General features: G+C 61.2%; 19 protein-coding genes and 3 pseudogenes. 5 read left to right on the top strand and 17 right to left on the bottom strand.

The window, feature by feature from the left end:
* Positions 1-123 precede the first annotated feature (123 nt).
* The 4 genes from mdeB to BLQ55_RS15120 all read right to left on the bottom strand — a co-directional run bounded on the left by mdeB (position 124) and on the right by BLQ55_RS15120 (position 4,898).
* Positions 124-2,820, bottom strand: coding sequence for an alpha-ketoglutarate dehydrogenase (gene mdeB / locus BLQ55_RS15135; protein WP_092254850.1), 2,697 nt, complete (start codon positions 2,818-2,820; stop codon positions 124-126).
* The gene (locus BLQ55_RS15130; RefSeq protein ID WP_092254847.1) at positions 2,817-3,239 is read right to left on the bottom strand and encodes a hypothetical protein; all 423 of its coding nucleotides are present in this window, start codon (positions 3,237-3,239) and stop codon (positions 2,817-2,819) included. Before BLQ55_RS15130 ends, mdeB begins: the two co-directional genes overlap by 4 nt.
* A 46-nt stretch (positions 3,240-3,285) precedes the next feature.
* Complete coding sequence (locus BLQ55_RS15125; RefSeq protein WP_092254844.1) at positions 3,286-3,744, bottom strand: transketolase; 459 nt, start codon at positions 3,742-3,744, stop codon at positions 3,286-3,288.
* 137 nt (positions 3,745-3,881) lie between these two features.
* On the bottom strand, positions 3,882-4,898 hold the full coding sequence (locus BLQ55_RS15120) for a 1-aminocyclopropane-1-carboxylate deaminase (RefSeq protein WP_060742854.1): 1,017 nt from the start codon (positions 4,896-4,898) through the stop codon (positions 3,882-3,884).
* 199 nt (positions 4,899-5,097) lie between these two features.
* Here BLQ55_RS15120 and BLQ55_RS15115 point away from each other — a divergent pair, with 199 nt between their 5' ends.
* Positions 5,098-5,607 (top strand): Lrp/AsnC family transcriptional regulator, encoded by a 510-nt coding sequence (locus BLQ55_RS15115; protein WP_092203040.1) that lies wholly within the window; start codon positions 5,098-5,100, stop codon positions 5,605-5,607.
* Positions 5,608-5,643: 36 nt separating this feature from the next.
* Here BLQ55_RS15115 and BLQ55_RS32885 read toward each other — a convergent pair.
* The 6 genes and pseudogenes from BLQ55_RS32885 to BLQ55_RS15095 all read right to left on the bottom strand — a co-directional run.
* A pseudogene (locus BLQ55_RS32885) lies at positions 5,644-5,985 on the bottom strand (ATP-binding protein); the annotation flags it as partial.
* A 519-nt stretch (positions 5,986-6,504) separates the two neighbouring features.
* Positions 6,505-6,840, bottom strand: a pseudogene (locus BLQ55_RS32880) (response regulator transcription factor); the annotation flags it as partial.
* Between the two features lie 210 nt (positions 6,841-7,050).
* Positions 7,051-8,103 (bottom strand): annotated as a pseudogene (locus tag BLQ55_RS32875) (sensor histidine kinase); the annotation flags it as partial.
* Positions 8,104-9,389: 1,286 nt separating this feature from the next.
* Positions 9,390-10,490 carry an ABC transporter substrate-binding protein gene (locus BLQ55_RS15105; RefSeq protein WP_092254841.1) on the bottom strand — a complete coding sequence of 367 codons (1,101 nt, stop codon included), beginning with the start codon at positions 10,488-10,490 and terminating at the stop codon, positions 9,390-9,392.
* Between the two features lie 464 nt (positions 10,491-10,954).
* Positions 10,955-11,485, bottom strand: coding sequence for a DUF2867 domain-containing protein (locus tag BLQ55_RS15100; RefSeq protein ID WP_092254838.1), 531 nt, complete (start codon positions 11,483-11,485; stop codon positions 10,955-10,957).
* A 112-nt stretch (positions 11,486-11,597) separates the two neighbouring features.
* Positions 11,598-12,224: a DJ-1/PfpI family protein gene (locus BLQ55_RS15095; RefSeq protein ID WP_092254876.1), complete on the bottom strand. Its 627-nt coding sequence runs from the start codon at positions 12,222-12,224 to the stop codon at positions 11,598-11,600.
* 126 nt (positions 12,225-12,350) lie between these two features.
* On the opposite strand from BLQ55_RS15095, the gene BLQ55_RS15090 reads away from it, so the two are divergent.
* Positions 12,351-12,995: a TetR/AcrR family transcriptional regulator gene (locus tag BLQ55_RS15090; RefSeq protein ID WP_256326584.1), complete on the top strand. Its 645-nt coding sequence runs from the start codon at positions 12,351-12,353 to the stop codon at positions 12,993-12,995.
* On the opposite strand, the gene BLQ55_RS15085 is transcribed toward BLQ55_RS15090, so the two are convergent.
* The 5 genes from BLQ55_RS15085 to BLQ55_RS15065 all read right to left on the bottom strand — a co-directional run bounded on the left by BLQ55_RS15085 (position 12,967) and on the right by BLQ55_RS15065 (position 18,371).
* Positions 12,967-13,596, bottom strand: a complete 630-nt coding sequence (locus BLQ55_RS15085; RefSeq protein WP_092254835.1) for a LysE family translocator — start codon at positions 13,594-13,596, stop codon at positions 12,967-12,969. The two genes, BLQ55_RS15090 and BLQ55_RS15085, sit on opposite strands and share 29 nt — an antisense overlap.
* 130 nt (positions 13,597-13,726) lie before the next feature.
* Positions 13,727-14,128: an ExbD/TolR family protein gene (locus BLQ55_RS15080; RefSeq protein WP_092203032.1), complete on the bottom strand. Its 402-nt coding sequence runs from the start codon at positions 14,126-14,128 to the stop codon at positions 13,727-13,729.
* Position 14,129: 1 nt separating this feature from the next.
* Positions 14,130-14,849: a MotA/TolQ/ExbB proton channel family protein gene (locus BLQ55_RS15075; RefSeq protein WP_371128535.1), complete on the bottom strand. Its 720-nt coding sequence runs from the start codon at positions 14,847-14,849 to the stop codon at positions 14,130-14,132.
* Between the two features lie 52 nt (positions 14,850-14,901).
* Complete coding sequence (locus tag BLQ55_RS15070) at positions 14,902-15,705, bottom strand: energy transducer TonB (RefSeq protein ID WP_092254832.1); 804 nt, start codon at positions 15,703-15,705, stop codon at positions 14,902-14,904.
* A 326-nt stretch (positions 15,706-16,031) separates the two neighbouring features.
* Positions 16,032-18,371: a TonB-dependent receptor gene (locus tag BLQ55_RS15065; protein WP_092254829.1), complete on the bottom strand. Its 2,340-nt coding sequence runs from the start codon at positions 18,369-18,371 to the stop codon at positions 16,032-16,034.
* 155 nt (positions 18,372-18,526) lie between these two features.
* Here BLQ55_RS15065 and BLQ55_RS15060 point away from each other — a divergent pair, with 155 nt between their 5' ends.
* Together BLQ55_RS15060 and BLQ55_RS15055 are read left to right on the top strand one after the other, a co-directional pair.
* Positions 18,527-19,471 carry a LysR family transcriptional regulator gene (locus BLQ55_RS15060; RefSeq protein WP_092203026.1) on the top strand — a complete coding sequence of 315 codons (945 nt, stop codon included), beginning with the start codon at positions 18,527-18,529 and terminating at the stop codon, positions 19,469-19,471.
* 190 nt (positions 19,472-19,661) lie between these two features.
* Positions 19,662-21,269, top strand: a complete 1,608-nt coding sequence (locus BLQ55_RS15055; protein WP_092254826.1) for an alkaline phosphatase family protein — start codon at positions 19,662-19,664, stop codon at positions 21,267-21,269.
* A 72-nt stretch (positions 21,270-21,341) separates the two neighbouring features.
* Here BLQ55_RS15055 and BLQ55_RS15050 read toward each other — a convergent pair whose 3' ends face one another.
* Entirely contained in the window at positions 21,342-22,247 is a 906-nt protein-coding gene (locus BLQ55_RS15050) for a TauD/TfdA dioxygenase family protein (RefSeq protein WP_092254823.1), read from the bottom strand.
* Between the two features lie 183 nt (positions 22,248-22,430).
* Between BLQ55_RS15050 and BLQ55_RS15045 the strand changes: the two genes are divergently transcribed.
* Positions 22,431-23,351 carry a LysR family transcriptional regulator gene (locus tag BLQ55_RS15045; protein WP_092203020.1) on the top strand — a complete coding sequence of 307 codons (921 nt, stop codon included), beginning with the start codon at positions 22,431-22,433 and terminating at the stop codon, positions 23,349-23,351.
* Between the two features lie 123 nt (positions 23,352-23,474).
* Here BLQ55_RS15045 and BLQ55_RS15040 read toward each other — a convergent pair whose 3' ends face one another.
* Positions 23,475-24,476 carry an ABC transporter substrate-binding protein gene (locus BLQ55_RS15040; RefSeq protein WP_092254820.1) on the bottom strand — a complete coding sequence of 334 codons (1,002 nt, stop codon included), beginning with the start codon at positions 24,474-24,476 and terminating at the stop codon, positions 23,475-23,477.
* Positions 24,477-24,758 lie beyond the last annotated feature (282 nt).

The following is a 24,758-nucleotide window of genomic DNA, read 5'->3' as shown; positions in this document are numbered from 1 at the left end:
CTGCACACGACACAAAAACCTGTGGGAGCGAGCCTGCTCGCGATGAGGCCAGCAAGCCCGACATCCCTGCGACTGAACCACCGCTATCGCGAGCAGGCGCGCTCCCACAGGTTGAAGCCGGCCTCAAGCGTCCCAAGGGGCCACGACGTCAACGTCAATGGCGTAGCGTGCAATGGCCTTGGCACAGACACTGGCGTCCAGACGCCCCTCATGCACCAGGGAGGTCAGCGCACTCAGGACGATCTGGTGGCGGTCCACCTCGAAGAACCTGCGCAGTTGGCTGCGGGTATCGCTGCGGCCAAACCCGTCGGTGCCGAGCACCGTGTAATGGCCATCGAGATAGCTGGCAATCAACTGGGGCAAGGCGCGTACGTAATCGGTACAGGCAATGATGGACGCCGAGTCGTGGAGGCATTCTTGAACATGACTGCGCTTGGCAGGTTGTCCGGGATGCAGCCGATTCCAGCGCTCCACTTCACGAGCATCACGTGCCAATTCGGTGAAGCTGGTAACGTTCCAGACCTGACTGTCGATCCCCCAATCGCTCGCCAGCAATTCGGCGGCGGCCATCACTTCGCGCAGGATGGCGCCGGAACCCAACAACTGAACACGTCCACGGGCATCCTCGACTTCATGCCGGGCGAACAGATACATGCCCTGGATAATGGCCTGTTCGACACCTTCAGGAAGGTTGGGCTGCGGGTAGTTCTCGTTCATCAAGGTGACGTAGTAAAACTCGTCGACCTGGCGCTCCAGCATCTGGCGCATGCCGTGATCCAGGATCACCGCGAACTCGCCGGCGAATGCCGGATCGTAAGCCCGACAATTGGGGACCATCGCCGCCATCAGATGACTGTTGCCGTCCTGATGCTGCAGACCTTCGCCACCCAATGTCGTGCGGCCTGCGGTGGCACCGAGCAGAAAACCGCGGGCCCGCTGATCCGCCGCCGCCCAGATCAAGTCGCCGATGCGCTGGAAGCCGAACATCGAGTAATAGATGTAGAACGGCAGCATCGGCAAACCATGCACCGAATAGCTGGTCGCGGCAGCAACCCAGGAACTGATCGCCCCCGCCTCGCTGATGCCCTCTTCGAGAATCTGCCCGTCCAGGGCTTCCCGATAACTGAGGATCGAACCAATGTCCTCCGGCTCGTAACGCTGCCCCACGCTGGAGTAGATGCCGATCTGCTTGAACAGGCTGGCCATGCCGAACGTGCGCGCTTCATCCGCCACGATCGGCACGATGCGCGGGCCCAGTTGCTTGTCCCGGAGCAAACCGCTGAGCATCCGCACGAAGGCCATGGTGGTGGACATTTCCTTGCCTTGGGCGGCGATGGCAAACCCGGCATAGCTATTTACATCAGGTACGGGCAATGACTCGCTGGCCGAAGGTCGCGCCGGCATGTAGCCGCCCAACGCCTGGCGGCGTGCATGCAGGTAGCGCATTTCCGCGCTGTCGTCACTCGGCTTGAAGAAGCTCAGGGAGATGGCCTGCTCATCGGTCAACGGCAGGTTGAAACGGTTGCGAAACGCGATCAACGCCTCACTGTCGAGTTTCTTCTGCTGGTGCACGGTCATCTTGCCTTGCCCGGCGTCGCCCATGCCGAAGCCCTTCTTGGTCTGGGCCAGGATGACCGTAGGTCTCTTGCCCTCGAGCATCGCACTTTGATACGCGGCAAAGATCTTCACCAGGTCATGACCACCGCGCTTGAGGCGGTCGATCTGCTCGTCCGTCAGGCCTTGGGCCAAATGCGCCAGGGCTTCGTCCTGGCCGAAGAAATGCTCACGGTTGAAGCGCCCATCCTTGGCCGCGAACGTCTGGAACTGGCCATCGACCGTGGTCGACAATGCCCTGACCAACGCGCCGTCTTTATCCTGGGCAAACAATCTGTCCCAGTCGGAACCCCATACCAGTTTGATCACGTTCCAGCCCGCGCCGCCGAACAACGCCTCGAGCTCGTCGATGATGCGACCGTTGCCACGCACCGGGCCGTCCAGGCGCTGGAGGTTGCAGTTGACCACCCAGACCAGGTTATCCAGCCCTTCGCGCGCCGCCAGGGTCAACGCCGACATGCTTTCCGGCTCATCCATTTCACCGTCGCCAAACACGCCCCAGACGGTCCGCCCCGAGGTCTTTTGCAGGCCGCGGTGTTCCAGGTAACGCATGAAACGCGCCTGGTAGATCGAGCTGATCGGACCGATCCCCATGGAGCCCGTCGGGAACTGCCAGAAGTCCGGCATCAACCAGGGATGCGGATAACTCGACAACCCCCGGGCGCCATTGGTGCGCGCGCCGATCTCCTGCCGATAGTGCTGCAGATCCTTTTCCTCCAGGCGTCCCTCGAGGAACGCCCGGGCATAGACGCCTGGCGCCGAGTGGGGTTGGTAGAACACCAGATCGCCGCCGCCGGTTGGGGTGCGCGCCTTGAAGAAGTGATTGAAGCCCACTTCAAACAGATCCGCCGCGCTGGCGTAACTGGCGATGTGTCCGCCCAACTCCCCATAGGCGTGATTGGCCCGGGCGACCATCGCCAGGGCATTCCAGCGCATGATCGATGCCAGACGCTCTTCGATGGCCAGGTCCCCGGGAAACACCGGTTGCCGCTCAACGCTGATGGTATTGATGTAAGGGGTGCCATGGCGCGGCCGCCAGCCGATGTCCGAAGTGCTTGCCACAGCCAGCAGCATGTCGAGGATCTGTCTTGCCCGGCCCGTGCCGCCATGGGCCGCGACAGAGAGCAAAGCCTCACGCCACTCGGCCATTTCTTCGTCCTCGGCAGCCGGGCCCGGCCATTGGGCGTGGAGATCGGACAGGTTCATAGGCAACTCCTGCAGATGTCGGGTATCACTTCAAGGTGGCGCGAGTGGCTGCCTCGGGCGAGGCGTTTTACCTGCTCCACCGCGGCAATGACGGAGCGTTCGGCCGCTTCGTCCGGTGCGACCGGGTAGAGGCAGGGTTGGTCAATGGAAAGGTCGTGCAAGAAGCGCTCATCCAGTTCACCGAGCACCACAAAACTGTAGTCACTGTTGGCCATTTGCACGCCAACGAGCTTGCCCGTCGCGGTGCTCATCGTATCGACATGGATCAGCGCGACATTGTCGAAACAGCTGAACCCCTGATGGATCAAATCGATATGATCGCTATCGAGTCCGCTCACGATGACCACGATACGCGTACAACTGGAAGGCTCGCGCATCCACTTCATTGCGTGGGTACGCCCCTCGGCGGTTCGGCTCATAAGCGTTGCCTTTCTGGTTTCAACAGGCGAATTGACGAGGACTGGGTTAAATGACGCCGCGCGCCTGCAGCACGCTTTTCGCCAGACTCCGGGTCGCCGATAGCACCTCTTCCACCTGTCGATCCATCGCCGCAGTGGATGAGGCTATCGTTCCCAGTTCGACGACACGCAGCGGGTGGCCGCAGACAGATCCCAGCCAGGTCAGGCCAGGCACCGTACCGACTTCCAGTAAAAAGCTGCCGTGGGGGACGGCGCGCAACAGCTGGCTGGCATAACACGCGTCGCCCCCGGCGGACGGCTCCGGGCTGGACCCGACCCGCAACCAGTCGACCAGCAACGCCTCGGATTGCTTGACGGCCAGATAAGCCACCTGGTCCCAGTCATCTATCGTCACGTGCAGCTTGTCGATCATGTACTTGGGCAGCGCGGCGCTGGTCACGATGACCACCCCGGCATCCGCCGAAGGTTCCTTGATCCAGACTGCGGATTGCGATATCGCATGCATGGCGGTACTCCCGGCGGTTGGGTTGCAGCGGCTCGCTCCGAGCGGCGATCCGACGATGAGGCCGTGACATTCAACATGAATGCCAACTGCCCCACCGCTTCGTGAGCAAGCGCTCGCCTACAGCTCATTGGCGTGAGTCAGCCGTTGCGGAACAGGAAGCTGTAGGCATTCAGTGCCGGCGCCCCGCCCAAGTGCGCGTAAAGCACTTTCGAGCCTTCGGGGAACTCGCCACGGCGGACCATTTCAATCATCCCGTGCATGGATTTTCCTTCGTACACCGGATCGGTCAGCACACCTTCCAGGCTGCCGCACAGGCGAATGGCTTCCAGCGTACCGTCGTTAGGCAAACCGTATTCCGGATAGGCGAACCGCGTATCGAGCACCACGTCCTCTTCGGTGATTTCGCGGCCCAACTCCACCAATTCCGCGGTATGCCGGGCGATACGCAGGATCTGTGCCTTGGTTTTCTCTGGCTTGGCCGAGGCATCGATACCGATCACGTTCTTCGAACGGCCGTCCGCGGCGAAACCGACGACCATGCCGGCCTGGGTACTGCCGGTCACGGAACAGACCACGATGTAGTCGAACTTGAAACCCAGCTGTTTTTCCTGCTCCCGCACTTCCTCGGCAAAGCCGACGAACCCGAGGCCGCCATAGGGATGCTCGGAACAACCCGCCGGGATCGGGAACGGCTTGCCACCCTGCTCCACGACATCGCTCATGGCCTTTTCCCAACTTGGCCGGATACCAATATCGAAACCTGCCGCATCAAGCCGCACGTCCGCCCCCATGATGCGCGACATCTCGATGTTGCCCACCCGGTCATACACCGCGTCGGAATAGTTCACCCAGTTTTCCTGCACCAGCACGCACTTCATGCCCAGGTGGGCAGCGACTGCAGCGACCTGGCGGGTCTGGTTCGACTGGATGCCACCGATAGAGACCAGGGTATCGCAGCCTTGCTCGATCGCTTCGGGAATCAGGTATTCGAGCTTGCGTGTCTTGTTCCCGCCGAAGGCCAGGCCACTGTTGCAGTCTTCACGCTTGGCATACAGCTCGACCTTGCCACCCAGATGTTCACTGAGACGCTTCAAGGGCGTGATGGGAGAAGGACCGAAGGTCAATGGATAACGTTTGAAACGATTCAGGTTCATGACTCTGCTCCTCGATATTGGATATCCAAGCGCCAGACCGAAAGTGAAAAGGCCACATTCCAGGCTCTTTCAGGAGGGGCTTCGATGAGTTCAATATTAAGAAGAATTCGAAAAATATGTGTTGCAAGTTTCTGCCATTTATAAAAACATAATTTCCACTAAAGTACATAAAACCTATTTTTAATGCTCGGAATTCAATATGAAAGCAACAAATACTCACAAGAAGCCGACTGCTTCGGCCCCGGTGCCGCATCCACTGGATCGAACCGACCGCGCGATTCTCAAGGTCCTGCAACGAGATGCCTCGATCTCCAACGTGGCACTTGCAGAGAAGGTGAAACTGAGTGCCCCGGCTTGCCTCAGGCGTGTCGAACGACTCAAGCAGGTCGGCCTGATCAAGGACATCGTCGCACTGCTGGACAATGAAGCGCTGGATGCGGGGATGGTGGTCTTGATCGGCGTGGTGCTGGACCGTTCCACACCGGAATCCTTCGCCGCATTCGAGGCGGCCGCACAAAAAGTGTCCGGCTGCATGGAATGCCATGTGGTGACGGGAGAATTCGACTACTTCATGTTGATACGAACCAAGGACAGCAACAGCTTCAACCGGCTCCACGCGGAGCAACTGCTTTACCTGCCCGGCGTTCGCCAGATTCGCTCATTCATGGGGTTGCGCCAGGTCTTGTCGACCACCCACATTCCCCTTTGAGCCTCCAACCAGACCGGGCAGGCATCGGTTCGGTATTCATCGCTTGCTCAGCGAAGCATCAAGGGGAATATCAAGGGTAAAGGTTGCGCCCTGCCCAACCCCGTCGCTGTGCACGGTCAAGCTGCCACCCATTTCCTGCGCGGCCAGCGCGCAGCTGTGCAGGCCAAAACCGTGACCGTCTTTGCGCGTCGTGAAACCGTGGGAAAAAATACGTTTCAGGTGCTCAGGCGCAATCCCATTGCCGTTGTCGGCCACCGTGATGCGCAATACGGCCCCGTCAACGAGGAACGCGCTGAACGTGACGCATGGGCTGCGATCGATCACGCCGTCCAGCGCCTGCTTGGCATTGCCGATCAGGTTCACCAGTATCAGCAGAACCCGGTGCCGGTCCAACGGCAGCAGGGGCAAGTCGGCAATGTCCTTGACCATCGTCACCTCCTGGCGTGCCAGCAATCCAGCACTCATGCGCAAGGCATCGTCGATCAACTCCGCGACCGGCACGGTCTCGACAATACTGACGGCAACAGCATAGGACTGCTGGGCGGCGACAATGGTTTTGATGTGGTCAATGCCCTTGGTGAGTTGCCCGAGTTCTTCGATGATGCTCTGTTGCTCTACCGCCACGACCTCCGCCAACTTGAGCAGGTAGTCGGGCAGCATCTTTCCCTTGTGGTCTTTGGTGAGAAAATCGCTCAGGTCATGGACGTGTTCGTTCATCAGTTGAGCCACCTTGCCCAGCCCCTGGGCCTTGGAGGTGCGCATCTGGCTGCTGACCAGTTCTGCCGACACGTTCACGCTGTTGAGAACATTGCCGACGTTGTGCAGCACCGTCGTCGCGATTTCGGCCATGCCCGCCTGACGGGATTTTGCGTGCAGTTCGGTTTGCACCTGGCCCATGCGCAGCGCCGCGCGTACGCGAGCCTTGAGCTCCAGCGGCGAAAAGGGTTTGGCGATGTAGTCATCGGCGCCACTCTCCAGCCCGGAGACGCAGGCCTCGCTACCGCCACGGGCGGTCACCAGGATCACGGGTAAATGAGCAAAACCGGCGCTGGCTTTGATCCTGGCTGTCAAGCCGAAACCGTCGAGCTGCGGCATCATCACATCCGAAACCACGACATCGAAGGGTCGAAGCTGCAGCAGCGCCCAGGCCTGCTCGCCATCGGTTGCGGTGGTGACGAGGTAATCGTCTCGCAAAAGCTCGCTGAGATAGGCCAGCATCTCCGGGCTGTCGTCGACCACCAGCACTCTGGATCGCGAGGCATGTTCCGGAGGCTGCTCATCGTCTGCGCCTTGGATCGAAGCCCGGTCGTCGCGACTGCCAAGGCGACCGTCATCGAAACGCAGATGACGCTGCTCGGTAGTGCTTGTCGTGCTCGATGACGATCGCTCGTGCATCGTGCTGGCTTCGGTCGGTACGGTGTTGGGCTCGATCCCCAGCGGAAGTCGAACAAAGAAGCACGAACCCCGTCCGGGCTCGCTGTTGACACCGACTTCCCCCCCCATCAATTCGACCAGATCCTTGACCAGGGCGAGACCGATGCCTGTGCCGCTGTAGTGCCGCGTGGCGGAATTGTCGATCTGGGAAAAACGCTGGAACAGCAGCGGCAGTTTATCAGGCGCAATGCCAATCCCCGAGTCCTGCACCGCGAGTTCAAATCGCTCGCCATCGAGCGGCGTGACAGCCAGGTGCACCGTGCCGCCGGCCGGTGTGAACTTGATGGCATTGCTCACCAGGTTGAGAAGAATCTTCTCGAAGTGTTGGGGATCCAGGAACACCGTGCCGAGCGTGGGATCGATGCTGCAAGTCAAGGTGCAGCCCTTGCCCTCGGCAACCATGGCGGCGTCTTCGGCCAGCACGCCCACCACCTTGTTCAAGTCAATGGGCGTTGGGCACAACTCGAACTTGCCTGCTTCAGCCTTGGAGAAATCGAGGATGTCGTTCACCCGGTTCATCAGGCGCAACGCGTTGCGTTGGGCGCGGTCTATTTGCACATGCCAGTCCGTTGGCGGGGCGGTCGCCGCCGAGAGCTGCTCCAGCGGGGCGAGAATGAGGGTCAGGGGGGTGCGCAGTTCGTGGCTGACCGTGGCCACGAAATCGCTCTTTGCCTGGTTAGCCGCCTCGGCCTGGTTGCGCGCCTGAATGAGCTCGATGGCCTGTGCCTCCAGCACCTCGGTCTGGTGGTGCAGCGTGTCGGTCCGTTCGGCGACCATTCTTTCCAAAGAGGCCTGGACTTGCTGTCGCTCGGCCTCGGCTTCGGCCTCCAACACCCGGATGCGCAGGGCATTTTCCTGGAACACCCGTACGGCGCGGGTCATGATTCCAATCTCGTCGCCGCGTCCGGCGCTGGCGATCTCGGCGTTCAGGTCGCCAGCCGCAAGCCGGCGCATGACCGAGGCCAGGGCCACGATGGGTTGAGCGACAAATCGCGACGTGCTCCAGGCGATGGCGCCGGCCAACAGGATGGCGACGGTCCCTGCGACGATCGTCGCAAGCATGCCGCGATCGTTGTGGACCAAGGCGTCGGAGCGCGCTTGACCGGCGAAACGCGCCACCAGCAGGCCGGCGCTCCGTGCCTCGTTGCGAACCTGGTCGCGCGCGTCGCTCAAGGCGTTGCTCGCCTGATGGAACCTGGCGAATGCCGCCCGGTAGCCGGCGATCTGATCGCTGACCGTCAGGGGCGTTGCCTTGGCCTGCAGTCCTACGGATGCCGGGAGAACCCGAGAGAGCCGGGAGAGCTCGTCCAGGATGTGGTCGACAGCGTCGGCGACCTCGGCCGACGGTGACAGGCGAAACGACAAGGTCTGCGCCTCCAGGGTGGCAACACGCTCGGCGAAACGCTTGGACAATGCGGCGGCATTTTGCAGCAAACCGGTTGCTGCCTGAATGTCGCTGGCGTCATGGACAACGTGCCCTTCCACTTCCTCCAACATTGTCTCGAGGCGCTCGGCCGTCTCCCCAATGGCGGCGAGATACCGCAAGGCCTCGCCTCCCCGGAGCTTGGGCGCCTCGCCAAGATGCCCGAGCGCCACGCTGGCCGCGTCGAGCGCGGCGGCCAACTGGTCCAGGGCCTCTCTCTGCTGCGGTGTCCCCATCAACTCGCGCAATTGTTCGACCACGGGCCGGAGTGCCGCGCTGGTGTTGCGCGCCGCAATGGCGGCCGCCCCGTCACCGGTCACCAGCATCCTGGCCACATTGGCGGTGATGATCCGTTCGCCGTTGCGCAGGATATCCAGGATGCGATGGGCGCTTTCGATGTCGCTCACCCGCGCCTCGTGCTCAGCGGTGCGGGACTCAAGCCCCTTCAACCCATCGGCAATGCCCTGTTCGACGAGGATCGTCGCCTCTCGCATCCGGCTGTAGTGGGCCGTCATGTTCTCCGTTTCGCCATCCATGGCCAGGCTTGCTGCCCGCAAGGCGGCGATCGCCGTCGCGAGCCTTTCCAGACTGCCCTTGAGCGATTGCGCCTCTGCCACCGCAATGGCCGAGAGGCCGGCGATCGCCGTCGCCACCATGCCTTCGGCCTGGGACAGGCTTTCCTGGTCGCGGGTGGCGATGAAGTTCTCCACCCGCCCGGTGGCACCGTTGACCGAGGCGAGAATTTCCGCGGAATGGCTGGCGGAGTCCACCGCACGGACCATGCCGCGCAGGCCGTAGAGGTTCACCAGCGACACCGCCAGCATCAGGAACACCAGCGCGGCGACCGCCAGGCCAATCCTGACGGCAATGGGCCTGTCCGTCGCGGGTCTGAATGTCGACATGGCGCCGCGCCCCCCGTCCGCCACTACGGCTTCGTCACCTCCGGCAGAGGCGTCGGCGGCGCCGTATGGTTGATGGCCGCGTCGATCATCGCCACGACGGAAGCCTGGTCATAGGAAGGATTGGCGGCGCCGCCCACCGGCATAGTGGCGAGCCAGGTGTCCAGGTCTTTCCCATCGATACGCACCAGGGGCACCTCGACGAACTTCGGCACCTGCTTGCCCGCCAGAATCTGCTGGGCCACCCAGAACCCCACCTGGGAGACGCTTGGGGAGGCGGAGACCGAGACGGTCTCGTAGCCATTGGCATCGCGCTCCTGTTTCCACAGGGCCAGTTCGTCCTGGCGATTTCCCATCACGATGATCGGCAAAGGACGTCCTGCCGCCTTGAACGCCATGGCCGCGCCATAACCGTCGCCCCCTTGGGTCGCGACGGCATCGATGCCGGGCAGCGACGGCAGCGCCAGCGCCACCTCCTTGCGTGCGACGGAAGCGGTCCAGTTGCCATAGACGGTCTTGGCGAACTTCAGGCCCGGATAGTCGCTGGCGGCCTTGCGAATGCCGTCGCTGATGTTTTTATCGGTGGCATCGCCGGCAATGCCGCGGATCTCCAGCAGCGTTCCGTTCCCCTTGAGGCGCTCGGCGATATAATCCATTTCCACGCGGCCCATGGCGGACCAGTTGTAATCCACGGTATAGACGCAGTTTTCGGTGACGAGGCTGGCCATGACCACCACCACGATGCCGGCGTCGCAGGCGTCGCGGATCACCCCGTTGAGGGCCGTGTCGGACGCGGCCAGGATGACGATGGCGTTCACGCCCTTGACGACCAGGTCCTGGATATGGGCCGCTTGTTCCGACGCCGAGTTGTTCGCGCTGACCACCGGAGCCTCGCGGATCAAGCCATCCTTCTGCGCCTGGGCCGCAATCTCCTGCCAGTTGCGCACCATCACCTTGCGGAAATCGCTGCCTGCGTAGGAGTTGCTGAAAGCAATGCTATGGCTTGCGGTAGGGGCGCGGGCGATGCCGCTGTCGGCAGCGTGGGCTGGATTGGCGGCAACCATCGCCAGCCCGGTCACGCAGCCAGCGAAGTGCCACAAGATTTTGTGGATCGGTTTGGTGTTCATATTGTTCTCCATCGTCCTTGGGATTTACCAAAAGTCATCCACTTGCACCTGTCGACAGCCTGGATCGACTGCTTGATCTGGTTTGGAGAAATCGGACTGCCGATTGGAGATCGTCGTCCCTGTGAATGGGTGCTCACGAACTGACGATAGGTCGCCCAGGGATCAAAATGCGCCGATGGACATCTGTTACCAGATTGCTCATTCGGTCATTCCAACGATAGAACCGGACATGTAGAACCAGACACATACAGACTCCTTCCCTTGGCGGCCGATCACTGGAAACCCATACATTGCCTGCAGTGGCAATGAGCATAGTCGCAACGTGCCCGCTTCGCTCGTGGCCGTGGAGGATTTCAGCCAACCGAGCGCCCCACAAGGTCACACCGGCTACAACACCTGGATGGGCGAGCGCGGCATCCAGCTTGATTTCGGATAGCTTCCCAAAGAATAGGCGTTGATCCGCCTCAGGGGCAGGTCGCCAGAGGCCAACCGACGCGCGCCGCACGCAGGAGGCTGGCCCTGACAACCAAGCGGTGAAAGGGGGCAATCACGAAGATGTAGGCCCGGCCTAGTCGGTTGTGGCACTGGACCACGGTTGAAAAAACCAGTTGGCGACTGCCTTCTGACCCTGTCTCTCCGGCACATAGGATCGATAGCCGGAAGTCGAGGTGCTTGTCGTCCTCTCCCAACACGATTTCAGTCTGGTTGGTGCTGTAGACCTTGAAGGGTCCAATCCGATGAGCAAGTGATGCCAGGTGCCTGGCTGTCTTGAGACCAAAACAGGCAACAATAGCGTCTCGGACGCTCATGAGCCATCCGATCCAGGATGGCTGGTGAGAAAGAATGAAGCGAGCCAGCAAGTCCGGATCGCCGGATGTGCCCGCCGGGAGCCGAATCGCAAAAGCGTCCGCCAGGTCCATCGACGTGTAAAGGTGGGTGACGCCGGACCTCAAGGGGACCGGTACTGACACAATGAGCTCAAATTCTCGGGGCATCGGGGATCTCTCCTGGGTCTAACGACTGATTGGACGACATGCCATGTCGCGTTTCTGGTTGCGATGGTTTGTCGTAAAACGCTCCTTGTCGCCCGGTGGGTGCGTGTCTGGTTCAGAAGTGGCTGGATGTTGTTGAGGCGCCCACTTTTCCTTGCCGGATACTGAGCTCGATCAAGGCATCATAGAGCGCTTGCTGCCCAGCGGGCAGAACAGGACCCAACGTCGCACGGCGCTTGTCGACATCGAACCAGGATTCAACCAACCATCCCACCAGATAGAGTGCCGAAAGGCATCCGCCCGCGGTTGCAACGTTTCCCTGGCATACAAGAGGCAGGTCCACGGGCTCGAGTCCCAGCGCTTGCAAGCCCGCTCGTGCATCCGGGTGTGTAGTTGCCTGGCCATTGAGCAACCCAAGCCGTTCGAGAATGAAAGCACCGGCGCATAGGGAGCCGATTCGCTGGCGCCTGGCGTCAAGTTCAAACGACGGCAGGAAATCTGGATCGGCAAGTGCAGCGGGTACCCCTTCCCTGCCGCTGACGAACAATACCGCGTCGGCACTATTGGCCTCGGAAAGCGGACCGTGCACCGAAACAGGCAGACCGTGCGCCGAATGCACGACAGCACTGGAAGCCAATATTCGGACGTGCCAGTCCTCAGTGTTGCGGCCTAGAATGTCCCACATCAGGAACAGGTCGATATCCGTGAATTGGTCGAAAGCAACCAGAACGATTTTCTTCAAGGCGAGCTCCATGGAAAGTGCTGGCGTGCAAAACGCAACGGCCATCTTTGTGGGTGTTCGCAGCGTATCAACCGGTTACGCACCATACACAGTCTGTATGGCGCTCACTCTGGAGCGAAATAACGGGTGAAAAAACTGACTCGTCACCATTGGATCGCGGCTGGTTTTGAGGCCCTCGACCAAATAGGGCATGTTGGCGTTTCGGCCGAGAGTCTATCGCGCCGATTGGGTGTGACCCGGGGATCGTTCTATCACCATTTCCGCAATCGCGAAGATTTTGTCCGCACCTTGCTGGCCGCCTGGGAAGAAGACTACACGGAGCGTATGCTCGCCTATGCGGCCCAGGGTCGCAGCGCGGGCGAAATCTTGAAACGCTATTTAAACATTGCCGCGGAGAAACAACCTGGGCGGGAGGTTTCCATCCGGGCCTGGTCGCTGCACGATCCGTTGGCAAGCGAGTTTCAGCAGCGTGTTGACACAAGACGACTGGACTTCGCGATACGGACGTGCCGCCGCTGGATCCCTATGCCAGGCGAAGCGGAAGTGATTGGTCAAGTGGCCCATCTGTGCCTGATTGGCGGTCAACAGGCAGGGCTGCGGCGTGATGCCGCTCGCTTCAACGGTTTCCTGCATCGAGCCTTTTCACTTTTCGAAGGGGCTCTTCCACCATGGCGGGCCTCTTCCCGCGCCCAAGCCGTCGATGACATTCAAGCGTCCATCGACATGCAGTGCGGCATTGGGCTCAAGCGGGATTGGAAACAGCCAACTTGAGCCCAAACGCGACAAAAACACCGCCCGTGAGCCGGTCGAGCGCCTTCAGGGCCGCCGGGCGCTTCAGGAAATTGCTCAGTGGCACCGTCGCCGCTACCAGAATGCCGAACCAGGCCAGCGTCAACAGCACGTGTAGCACCGCAAGGAAGAAGGAGTAGCTGGCCACGCTCGCGCCACTCGGGACAAACTGGGGGAGGAACGTGATGTAGAAGACACCTATCTTGGGGTTCAGCAGGTTCGTCAGTAAACCGCGAACAAAGGCGCCACGCGCAGAGGCCGTCATGTTCTCGTTCCCCTGCCCTTGCAGCGTCGTCCTGGGTCGCAACAGCAGTTTTACACCCAGCCAGACGAGATACGCGGCACCGACAATTTTCAGCGCGAGGTAAGCCCACTCCGAAGCTTGCAACAGGGCACCGAGCCCCAGTGACACCGCGGCTCCCCACACCAGACATCCGAGCACGATACCGATAGCAGCCATCGCCGCCGAACGTCGACCGCCAGTCGCTGTAGCGCGAAGCACCATGGCGGTGTCCACGCCGGGCGTCACGGTGAGCACTGACGCAGCAGCGACGAAGGCAAGCAGCAGGGATAAATCGCTCATTTGGATGTCCAGGGCAGTCGGCGGCCGTACGGTTATCCACTCTAGTTAGCCACTTGGCGTTCGGTCAAACGTTCTGTGTCGCCCGTCGTTCGAGAGATGTACACCAAGAACCCAAGACCAGCGCCCGATCCTATTTCGCCGTTATCACCGACAACTTGCTGATCCCCGCACGCTCGATGGACGCCATGGCCCGGGCAACCTCGCCATAGTTCACCCCGTTGTCCGCCTGCAGTTGTACGCGTACATCCGGGTTTTTCGCCTTGGCGGCTTGCAGGTTCGACTCCAGCAGATCCGCCTGGATCTCGTCCTTGTTGATGAACACCTTGCCCTTGTCGTCAATGCTCACCACCAGCGGGTCTTTCTGTTCCACGGGTGCCACTGACTCGGTCTTTGGCAAATTGATGGGAATGGCGTTGGTCAGCAGCGGCGCGGTGACGATAAACACCACCAGCAGCACCAGCATCACGTCCACCAGTGGCGTGACGTTGATCTCGCTCAGCACCTCATCATTGTCTTGTGTGGAGAAAGCCATCTCAGGACGCCTCCTTCACTTTCTGCGGGTTGCCGGCACGGGCTTTGTTCAGCGTTGGGTGCAGCAGTACGCGAAATGAGTTTTTCTGCGCGAGGCTGTAGAAGTCGTGGGCAAAGTCGTCGAGGTCGGCGGCCGTGAGCTTCAGGCGACGCAGGAAATAGTTGTAGACCAACACCGCGGGAACCGCGACGGCGATACCCACGCCCGTGGCGACCAGCGCCGCACCAATCGGCCCCGCTACGGTTTCCAGACTGGCGGAGCCGGCAGCGCTGATGCCCTTGAGCGCTTCCATGATTCCCCAAACGGTGCCGAACAGGCCTATGAACGGCGAGGTGCTGCCGATACTGGCGACCACGGCCAGGCCGGTTTCCAGGGAACGGCGCTCCCGGACGATCTGTTGGCGCAGGGCGCGTTCGAGGCGGTCCTGGTGGTTGATGGCCTGGCTCAGGTCGGCAGCGTGGGGGGCGTCACCGACCTGGATCGCGGCATAACCGGCCTGGGCCACACGGGCAGCGGCGCCGGGTTGGGTTTCGGCCAGTTCAGCGGCCGACTCGAGGCTCGACGCCGCCCAAAACTGTTTGTGGAACTTGCGATCCTGGGCCTTGAGGCGACCGAACTGCACGCCCTTGAGCAAGGCCAGGCCCCAAGTCGCGACCGAAAAGGCCACCAGCAGCCAGATCACCGCGCTTTCGATGGATTCAAGTGGAGATGCTAATGCCATGATGTTTTCCCTCTGAACAGATCGCGGCGTGTGCAACACACCGCAGCAATAGTTAGTGAATCTTGAAATCGATGGGTACGCTGACCCAGCCGTTCTGGGCCACATCGCCCTGCTTGGCCGGCACAAAGCTCCAACGCTTCACGGCGGCCAGCGCGGCGTCGTCCAGTTGCTGGCGACCGCTGCTTTTCTGGATCTGGATCTCACCCGGTTTGCCGCTGGCCAGTACCTGTACCCGCAACAACACCGTGCCTTCCCAACCCCGGCGCTGGGCCAATGACGGGTATTCGGGCGCCGGGTTCTTCAGATACGCGGCGTTGGCCGAAGCGGGGGTTACCGGAGCCGGTGCAGGGGCTGCGACTGGCGCGGGAACCGGTGGCGCAGGCGTGGGAGGCGCAGGCGGTTGCTCCACCGGTTTGGCGACCGGCTTAGGCACAGGCTTGGGTACCGGCTTGGGTTTCGGAATCTTTTTCGGCGCCGGCTTGGCGGCCAACTCATCCACGACTGGCGGCGGTGGCTCGACCACAGGCGGCGGTGGCGGCACGGACGGCGGCGGTTCGACCACCGGCGGCGCGGGCTGGGAAAATTCGATGGTCATCGGTGGGATTTCCGGCGGCACGATCGGCAGCACCGGGGTCGGCTTCTGACTCACCCAATAAATCACCGCACCGTGCAGGGCCAATACCAGCAACCCCAGCAGAATCCCTTCGCGCCGACTCGAAAAGCGCCTGGGGGAACGCTGCAAGCGCAGCTGCCCCAACGGCGCACGGTGCGGCCGGCCAAGGTCGACCAACTCACCACCCGGTGCCTGGCGCCATTGCGCCTCGTGTGCACTGGCGGCGGCCTGGACATTGCCCATTGATTCACTCCCTACGGTTTTTGAAACAGAAATCGACAGGCCTGCGTGGAAGGCCGTCGAGGGCTAAATGATCGGGGCTAGACGCTTATCTCTTAAAGTAATCTTTAAAGTTATACATATACCCAAAATGAATAATTGAAACTCACGCACACGCTAAAGCCGCGGCCCGCGTGGCCTGGCGCCGAGACACAATTTTTCGATGCTTTTTCAGGCATGCAAAATATTCATTAAAGGCATGGCTCGACAGGTTGTTTGCGCACACGAGTGACGGCGCTGACCATGCTGCGGGTGGCACGGGTGTTGAACCCGGCCACCTATCCCATGGGCTAGAAGTCGTAGCGCCCGGTCACCCCTAGCGTGCGCGGGCTCCCCAACAGGCCTTCGTAACCGCCGTTACCGCCGGTCCACAGGGTGGTGTAGTAGGTTTTGTCGAAGGCGTTTTTCAGCCACAACGACACGTCCCACTGTCCCTGCTCATAATTGCCGCGCAAGCCGGTGGACAGGTTGACCACCGCATAGGCAGGAATCTGTCCGTAGTCGGAATCCTCCACCGTGCCCACGGCCTTGGAGCGAAAGGCATAGCTGCCGGTGACGTAGGGCTCGAAGCCACTGTCCAGATTCCACTTGTACTCGCCGTTGGCATTGGCGATCCACTTCGACGCCCCTACCACTGGGTGCCCGCTCAGGTCGCAGGAAGCCGGCGCTCCTGGGCGCAGACTGACTTCCGGTGGGCACGGCGCATCCTTGTAGCTCAGGTAACGTACATCGTTGAACGAGCCGTTGAGGTTCAGCGTCAGGCCCTTGATCGGCACCCAGGTACTTTCCACTTCCACGCCGCGCGAGCGCACGGAACCTGCGTTGGTCAGGTACTGCACGCGATTGTCCTGGTCATAGGCGTTGGTCTGGTAGCCGTTGACCTGGGTCCAGAACAGGTTGGCATTGAGCTGCAGGCGCCGGTCCCACAACGTGCTTTTGAAACCCAGCTCGGCGTTGTTGGCCCGCTCGGTGCCGACCAGCAGCGAGTCCGCCCCGGCAGTCGGTGCGGAGCCGACCACGAGGTTGACCCCACCGGACTTCTCGCCGTGGGACAAGGTCGCGTAGCCCAGCAGGTTGTCGTTCAAGCGGTAGCTCAGGTTGAGCAAGCCCGAAGGGCTGGCGCTGTATTGCGTGAGGTCGCCGGAGTCATAGGCGCCGGTACGGTTACGGCGAGCCGTCGCGGCAGCGCCCGTGACGGCCGCACCGCCCACTGGGCTGTTACGCGTCACCCAGGCGCTTTTTTCTTCATAAGTACCGCGCAAGCCTGCGGTGAAATCCAGGCGCTCGGTAAGGTGCCAGGTGCCTTGGGCGAACAGGGCGAAACTGTCGGTGCGGATGTGCCCGTTGCCCACGGTACTGACGTTGGCCAGCGCGCCTGCTGGCGTGCCGTTCCAGATATCCGCCTGGGGCCCGTAAGAGACGAAGGATTTGTTGTCCAGCGAGTTGCCGAAATAATAGGCGCCCAGCACGTAGTCGAAGAAGCCACCCGTGGGCGATGCCAGGCGAAATTCCTGGGACCACTGTTTGTCTTCCACCGATACGCCGCCGTTATAGGACGCCGGCACGTCAAGGCCATCATCGTTGCGCGGGGTGAAATTCCAGAAGCGATAGGAACTGACCGAGGTCAGGGTGAAATCGCTGGGCAACGTCCAGTTGGCTTCCAGCGAGGTGCCGCCCTGGAACACGGTGACGCGCTGGTCGCTGTCCAGGTTGACCTTGCGATGGGTGCCGTCGACCAGGGTGGCCCCCGCAGCGGCCGCCCGCGACTGGTAGAGGTTGGTGCCATTGATGGTCGGCCCGGTGCTGTACAACACACGGGTGCCGGCGCTGGAATCCTCTTCGTTGTAGTCACCGATCCAGCGCAGGTTGAACGTTTCGCTGGGCTTGTACAGCAGTTGCCCGCGAAAGCCCTGGCGCGAGCCACCGTTGAGGTCATGGCCGTCGTATTCGTTCTTGATGTCGCCGTCGCTGCGCGTGCGATAGGCCGAGAAACGCCCCGCCAGTTCATCGGTCAGCGGGCCGGAGATCGTGCCCTTGGTCTGGAAGTAACCGTCCTCGCCCAGGGACGTTTCGATGCTGCGCTCCGGAGTGAAACTCGGCGCACGGGTGCTGATATTGATCACCCCGGCCGTGGTGTTCTTGCCGAACAACGTGCCCTGGGGACCACGCAACACCTCGAGCTGTTCGATGTCCATCAGGTCGAACACCGCCATACCCGGCCGGCCGAGGTACACGTTGTCGATATACAAGCCTACGCTGCCTTCCAGCCCGTCGCTGGCCGGGTTGTTGCCCAGGCCGCGAATCGACACGCTGGACTGGCGCGCATGCATGTAGGCCACGTTGACGCTGGGCACCAGTTGCTGCAAATCCTGAATCCGATAGACCCGCTGGCTTTCCAGCGCCTGGCCGCCGATCACGCTCATCGGCGTGGGCACCTCCTGGGCGCTTTCCGTACGCCGCCGGGCGGTCACCGTGACGGTTTCCAGTTGGCCGCTGGCGCTTTCACCCGAGGGTGCCGGTTCGGCTGCATGGCTGGATGTCCAACTGGCACTGCCGGCCAGCAACATGGCCAGGGGCAGGCGTTTGAACTTCCAGGGAGAGCAAGGTACAGCGGGCTTCAACAGACTCATAAGCGGCTCCGGAACCCGGAAATATCCACCATCAGATATTCCATAAGGTTATTTATTTATATTTTTACGAACATTTACTGCATAAGAGATAGCCTTTATAAGGAGTCGACCTAATGCATAGCCAATGCATTTCCCCGATATTTTTGATGTGAAAAATGCATATCGATCTGCGCCAACTTCGCCACTTCATCGCCCTTGCCGAACAACGCAGTTTTGTCGCGGCAGCATTGGCGGTGAACCTGTCGCAGTCGGCGTTCAGTCGCAGTATCCAGGCCCTGGAGCACAGCGCCGGATGTCAACTGGTGGATCGCGGCCGCAAAGACCTGGCGCCCACCAAGCAAGGCCAGGTATTGCTTGAACATGCCCGGCGCCTGGTCAGTGGCGCGCAGCAACTGGCCAACGAGATCAGCCAATTCAATGGTCTGGAAGCCGGCGAATTGCGCTTCGGTTGCGGTCCGGCGCCGGCGGCGGGGTTGATACCACGGGCCATTGGCAGTTTTATCGGGCGCTACCCCAAGGCCCGCGTGCAGTTCCAGGTGGATGACTGGCAAAGCCTGGGCAAGCGCCTGCTCAGCGAAGAATTCGAATTCTTCGTCGCCGACACCCGCCACTTCGAAGCCCACCCGGACTACCACACCTACCGCCTGCGGCCGCGCAAATGGTATTTCTGCTGCCGCGCCGGCCACCCGCTGGCACAGCAACCCAGCGTGACGGCCGTGCAACTGATGAGTTACCCACTGGCCGTGACCATCCGCCCGCCGAACCTGCGCAAGGTCATCGTCGATCTCAGTGGGCGGCCCGATTACCTGCCCAACGTCGAATGCGAGAACGGCTACAGCCTGATGGGCGTGGTGCTGCGTTCCGACGCCATCGGCATCGTCAGCGCCAACAGTGATGTATTGCACATGGCTCGCGGCGAATTGGTGTGCCTGACGATCGATGGCCTGGCCGAAGACCTGGAGGAGCGTTACACCCGCTATGGCATCGTCAGTCGTGCGGGGTATCGCTTGTCGCCGTTGGCGGAGGCGATGATCGAGCAGATCAAGCAGATCGATGAGCTGGATGAGGAGGTGTGCGCACTGGAGAACGTCGCTGTCTGAAGTGGCGCTTTCGCGAGCAAGCTCGCTCCCACAATTGTACGCATTCCAAATGTGGGAGCGAGCTTGCTCGCGAAAGCGCTGGCAGCAACACCGATGCATTGACTGCATCAAACCCAGTCCCCAAATGCACTTGCCAGCCTACCCTCCGAACGGCGAAAAAACTCACCTGTCCTCCACTTGGTGAAGCCTCATGCCTGCCCCTAAAACCGTCCGCAACGTGCTGTACATCATGTGCGACCAACTGCGCCGCGATTACCTGTCGTGCTACGGCCACGCCCATCTGCACACACCGAACATCGACCGCCTGGCCGCCGCCGGTGTGCGTTTCAGCCGCGCCTATACCCAGGGCACCATCTGCGGCCCCTCGCGCATGTCGGCCTATACCGGGCGCTACGTCAGCAGCCATCAGGTGGCGTGGAACGCGGTACCGTTGCCCCTGGAAGAACTGACCATCGGCGACTACCTGCGCCCCCATGGCATCCGCACGGCGCTGGTGGGCAAGACCCACGCCACGCCCAACCTGGAGGCCTTGCAGCGGCTGAACATCGACCCGGACAGCGCGCAGGCCGAGCCGCTGAATGAAGTCGGTTTCGACGCCTACTTTCGTCACGATGGCATTTACCCCGACAGCCCGCTGTTCGAAGACAAACGCGAGTCCGCGCCCTATACCCATTACCTGCGCGAGCAGGGCTACAACGGCACCAACCCATGGCACGAATGGGCGAACGCGGCAGAAGGTGAAAACGGCGAGGTGCTCAGCGGCTGGCACATGCGCAACGCCGGGCGACCCGCGCGAGTCGCCGAGCAGCACTCGGAAACCGTCTACACCACCGACCGCGCCATCGACTTTATCCACGAGCAAGCCGAGCGACCGTGGTGCCTGCACCTGTCCTACATCAAGCCGCACTGGCCCTACATCGCCCCGGCGCCGTATCACGCGTTGTACGGCGCCGAGCATATCCAGACGCCCATACAGCCTGGGCAAACCAGCGATCACCCGGTGTATCAAGCGTTCCGCCAGCATCAGGAAAGCCTGAATTTTTCCCGTGACGAGGTGCGGCTCACGGTGATTCCCACCTACATGGGGCTGATCAGACAGATCGACGATCAACTCGGGCGCTTGTTCGATTTTCTGCAAAGCAATGGCCGCTGGGAGGACACGTTGATCGTGTTCACCAGCGACCATGGCGACTTCCTCGGCGATCACTTCCTGGGCGAGAAAGAATTTTTGCTGGAGCCTGCGGTGGGCGTGCCGCTGATCGTGCGTGACCCGCGGGCCGCCGCCGATATCAGCCGTGGCACGGTGGACGCACGCCTGGTCGAAACCATCGACGCCCTGCCGACGTTCCTCGACGCCTTGGGCCTGCCCGCTGCCGACCACCGCCTGGAAGGCCGTTCGCTGATCCCGCTGTTGCACGCTCACGACATCACTTGGCGCCGCTACGCCATCTCCGAATACGACTACGCCTTCCAGGCCCCGGCCCGCGAGCGTCTGGCACAACCCATCGACCGCTGCCGCATGACCATGGTGCGCAGCGAACGCTGGAAGTACCTGGCCTATGACGGCTTTCGTCCACAGCTGTTCGACCTGGAAAACGACCCGCAGGAACTGCACGACCTGGGCAGCGACCCGGCCTTTGCCGAGGTCCGCGAAACCCATCTGGGGTATCTGTTCGAGTGGCTGCGCGGGCTGAAGCGGCGCACCACCATCAGCCACACAGAGATCGACCTGCGTGGCCAACGGTTTCGTTATGGTGAGCCGGAGGCGGAGAAAGTGGTGCAAATCGGCGTCTGGTAAACGACGCGAATCAATGGGGTGAGATTCCTGTGGCGAGGGCCACATTGCCCACACAGTCGAGTCTGCGCCGGCTTAGAGACCCTTGATGGTCTTGCTCGCCTGCCCTTGCACGCCCACCGGCACCTCGCCCTTGAGGGTGACCCGGCGCACGATACGCTCCTGGGTGCCGTAGTCGTCCACGGCGTAATGCTGGGTGGCGCGGTTGTCCCAGATCGCCACGTCACCGCTCTTCCAGCGCCAGCGCACGGTGTTTTCCAGGCGCGTGACGTGGCTTTGCAACAGGTTGAACAGTTGGGTCGAATCCGCCTGCGAATACCCTTTGAGGCGTTTGACGAAATGCCCCAGCAACAGGGTTTTCTCGCCACTGACCGGGTGCACGCGCACCACCGGGTGTTCGGTTTCGTACACCGTCGACGTGAACACCTTGCGGTATTCCTCAAGCCGCTCTACGGACACATCCGGCTTGATCGCGGCGTAGTCGTATTCGTTGCTGTGCACCGCCCACAGGGTATCGGCCAGTGCGCGCAACTCCGTGCTGAGGTCGTTATAGGCACTGGCGGTGTTGGCCCACACGGTGTCACCACCGGACTTGGGCGCCAGCACCGAACGCAGCACCGAGGCTTTTGGGTAGGCGTCGACGAAGGTCACGTCGGTGTGCCAGGAATTGGCGCGCTGGCCGCGCGTGCCGTCCAGCTCCATCAGGAACCGCGTACCGTCGCGTACCGGCACCGTCGGGTGGGCAATCGGCTCGCCGAGCAGATGGGCGAAGGCTTCCTGGCTCTGGTCGTCGAGGTGGGTCTGGTCGCGGAAGAAGATCACCTTGTACTGCACCAGCGCCTGCTGGATGGCTTCGACGGTGGCGGCATCCAAGTCGCCGGACAATCTGATGCCCCGGATCTCGGCACCGATGCGGCCAGCGACCGGGTGAATGTCCAGTGCCTGGGCAATGGGTTGAACAGCTAATGCGGCGTTGCTCATTGTAGTGACCCTCATGTGCCTGCTGATGGTGGGAACGCTTTTCCGGCGACGCTCTATTAATATGCGATTTTGATCTAGCAGATTAACCAATGCATCGTTGACGGAATAAGAGCTTGCATTTAAAACCTCAGCTCCCTTGGTCGCAAATGCCTTCGACCTATTTTTAAAATGCAGGGAAAGCATATGGATCTTCGCCAACTGCGCTATTTCATCGCCCTTAACGAACACCGCAGTTTCGTACGCGCAGCCGACGCCATGGGCATCACCCAGCCGGCGTTCAGCCGCAGCATCCAGGGGCTGGAACAGGAATTCGGCTGCGTACTGGTGGACCGTGGCCACAAGGATCTGCGCCCCACCCCGGAGGGCCAAGTGGTGCTGCAACACGCACTGACGCTGGTGCATGGCGCAGCCTTGCTCAGCAGTGAAGTGACACGCATGACCAAGCTCGATGCCGGCGACCTGCGCTTCGGCTGTGGCCCGGCACCCGCCGTGAAACTGGTGCCCGACGCCGTGGCGCGCTTTATCACCGCCCACCCGAAAATCCGCACCGGTTTCCAGGTGGATAACTGGGAAAAACTCAGCCGTGCCCTGAGCCGCGAAGAGATCGAATTTTTTATCGCCGACATTCGTCAGTTCGAAACCGACCCGAATTTCCAGACCCGCGCGCTGACGCCCAAGCGTGGGGTGTTCTTCTGCCGGCCTGGGCACCCGCTGCTGGCCAAGGACAGTCTGTCGACCAACGACATGTTCGATTACCCGCTGGCGGCGCCGCTGATCTCCCAGGGCATTCGCAAACTGCTGGCGAACCTCAGCGGGCGCATGGATTTCTCACCGAGCATCCAGACCGAACATTTCCCGGCGCTGGTCAAGATCGTGCTGCAGTCCAATGCCATCGGCGTGGGCACGGAGGAAGCCTTCGCCGACGACATCGCCCAAGGCACGCTGGTGCTGCTGCACTGGCGCAACCTGCCACAGAACATGGACACCCTGAGCGCCCGCTGCGGCATCGTCAGCCGCACCGGTTCACGCTTGTCGCCAGCGGCGAAGGCGATGATCGAGACGTTGCTGGAGGTGGATCAGCAGGCCATCAGCGTGGCGGTCTGACCGGCCTCTTCGCGAGCACGCTCGCTCCCACATTCGATTGCATTCACCCTGACGAAACGCGGTCGAATTCGGGAGCGACGGTGCGACTGGCTCGCGAAAGCGATACCCCGGACACCACCAGACTCAGAGCCCTGCCGAGGCCAGGTTCGGCGCCACCCAATCACTCACCTGGAATGGCCTGCGAATCAGCTTTTCCTTCGACGCCAGGTCGACCGCCCCCTGTAATTTGCCCAGGAACACCGGGTCCAGGGTCGACGGGAAGATCTCGCTGAGGGCCTGGTCTTTCAAGTCGTTGGTCAGGATCAGCGGTGGGTAACTGGCCCGCCCCGACACCAGTTGGATGTAGGCCTGTTTGTTGTTGTCATCGGTCAACCATTGCACCGCTTGCTGCTGGGCCTTGAGCAGCTTGGTCACCGCGTCGGGGTGCTCGTCGACGAACTGTTTGCTGCCCACCAGCACCGCCTGCACACTGCCGGCGCCACCGAGGTCCTTGGTGGTCAACGGTATTTCCGCCAGCCCCTTGGCTTGCAATGCGCTCAGGTTCGAGCCGCCCCAAGTGGCGTCAATCTGCTTGGCGGCCAAGGCGGCACCGGCTGCGTTGTAATCCAGGTTGATGACTTTCAGATCCTTTTCACTCAAGCCCTGGCTGGCCAACGCGGCGTCGAACGACAACTGGCTGGCCGTGCCACGAAACACCGCGACACGCTTGCCCTTGAGGTCTTGCAAGGTCTTGATACCCGAGCCCGGCACCACGCCGAGGTACTGCTTGAGGTCCCGTGCGGTGGCACTGAGCAGGCGGGTATCCAGGCCGTTGGAGCGACCGATGATCGCGGCCAGATCGCCCAGGTAGGCCAGGTCCACCTGGCCATTGGCAAAGGCTTCGTTGATCACCGGGCCCGCACCCTTGAAGTAATTCCATTGAATCTTGATGCCTTGGTCGGCAAAGGCTTTCTCGAAGATCTGCTGCTCGCGCAGCACATCCGTTATGCCACCGCCACTGTGCTGGCTGCCGGCACTGAGGTCGGGCACGGCGATGCGGATTTCCTTGAGTTCGGCAGCATGCACCAGCCCGGCCAACGCAGTGCCCGCGAACAGAGTGATCAGACGTTTAAAAGGCAATTTCATAAGCGCAGCTCCTTGTGGGCGAGGGTCGCCTGGGGAGCAGAAAGTAGGCATACGCTGGGAAAAACTTTAAATACTATAAATTCACACTTTAATAGCTTTTAGACCTATACAAGTTAAAACGCCGGCCCCAGAGGACTATGCATAAACAGCATCGAAAATATTCTTCGAATGCATTGGATGCGTGCAGGACAGAGGCTTTAAATGATTTTTCTTATCCCTCAATCATCTTGATTGCGTTTTTATAAGATCAGAATCACATAACGCCATTGGCGACAACGGAGG

It is taken from the genome of Pseudomonas sp. NFACC13-1, assembly GCF_900104425.1.
GTDB classification, from domain to species: domain Bacteria; phylum Pseudomonadota; class Gammaproteobacteria; order Pseudomonadales; family Pseudomonadaceae; genus Aquipseudomonas; species Aquipseudomonas fluorescens_AA.
Note: the sequence above shows the minus strand (reverse complement) of the source record. Positions and strands in the feature narration are given on the sequence as shown.

Coding starts and splice junctions, on each gene's coding strand:
- mdeB (WP_092254850.1), bottom strand. CDS start 2,820: ATGAACCTGTCCGATCTCCACGCCCAATGGCCGGGCCCGGCTGCCGAG.
- BLQ55_RS15130 (WP_092254847.1), bottom strand. CDS start 3,239: ATGAGCCGAACCGCCGAGGGGCGTACCCACGCAATGAAGTGGATGCGC.
- BLQ55_RS15125 (WP_092254844.1), bottom strand. CDS start 3,744: ATGCATGCGATATCGCAATCCGCAGTCTGGATCAAGGAACCTTCGGCG.
- BLQ55_RS15120 (WP_060742854.1), bottom strand. CDS start 4,898: ATGAACCTGAATCGTTTCAAACGTTATCCATTGACCTTCGGTCCTTCT.
- BLQ55_RS15115 (WP_092203040.1), top strand. CDS start 5,098: ATGAAAGCAACAAATACTCACAAGAAGCCGACTGCTTCGGCCCCGGTG.
- BLQ55_RS15105 (WP_092254841.1), bottom strand. CDS start 10,490: ATGAACACCAAACCGATCCACAAAATCTTGTGGCACTTCGCTGGCTGC.
- BLQ55_RS15100 (WP_092254838.1), bottom strand. CDS start 11,485: ATGCCCCGAGAATTTGAGCTCATTGTGTCAGTACCGGTCCCCTTGAGG.
- BLQ55_RS15085 (WP_092254835.1), bottom strand. CDS start 13,596: ATGAGCGATTTATCCCTGCTGCTTGCCTTCGTCGCTGCTGCGTCAGTG.
- BLQ55_RS15080 (WP_092203032.1), bottom strand. CDS start 14,128: ATGGCTTTCTCCACACAAGACAATGATGAGGTGCTGAGCGAGATCAAC.
- BLQ55_RS15075 (WP_371128535.1), bottom strand. CDS start 14,849: ATGGCATTAGCATCTCCACTTGAATCCATCGAAAGCGCGGTGATCTGG.
- BLQ55_RS15070 (WP_092254832.1), bottom strand. CDS start 15,705: ATGGGCAATGTCCAGGCCGCCGCCAGTGCACACGAGGCGCAATGGCGC.
- BLQ55_RS15065 (WP_092254829.1), bottom strand. CDS start 18,371: ATGAGTCTGTTGAAGCCCGCTGTACCTTGCTCTCCCTGGAAGTTCAAA.
- BLQ55_RS15060 (WP_092203026.1), top strand. CDS start 18,527: ATGCATATCGATCTGCGCCAACTTCGCCACTTCATCGCCCTTGCCGAA.
- BLQ55_RS15055 (WP_092254826.1), top strand. CDS start 19,662: ATGCCTGCCCCTAAAACCGTCCGCAACGTGCTGTACATCATGTGCGAC.
- BLQ55_RS15050 (WP_092254823.1), bottom strand. CDS start 22,247: ATGAGCAACGCCGCATTAGCTGTTCAACCCATTGCCCAGGCACTGGAC.
- BLQ55_RS15045 (WP_092203020.1), top strand. CDS start 22,431: ATGGATCTTCGCCAACTGCGCTATTTCATCGCCCTTAACGAACACCGC.
- BLQ55_RS15040 (WP_092254820.1), bottom strand. CDS start 24,476: ATGAAATTGCCTTTTAAACGTCTGATCACTCTGTTCGCGGGCACTGCG.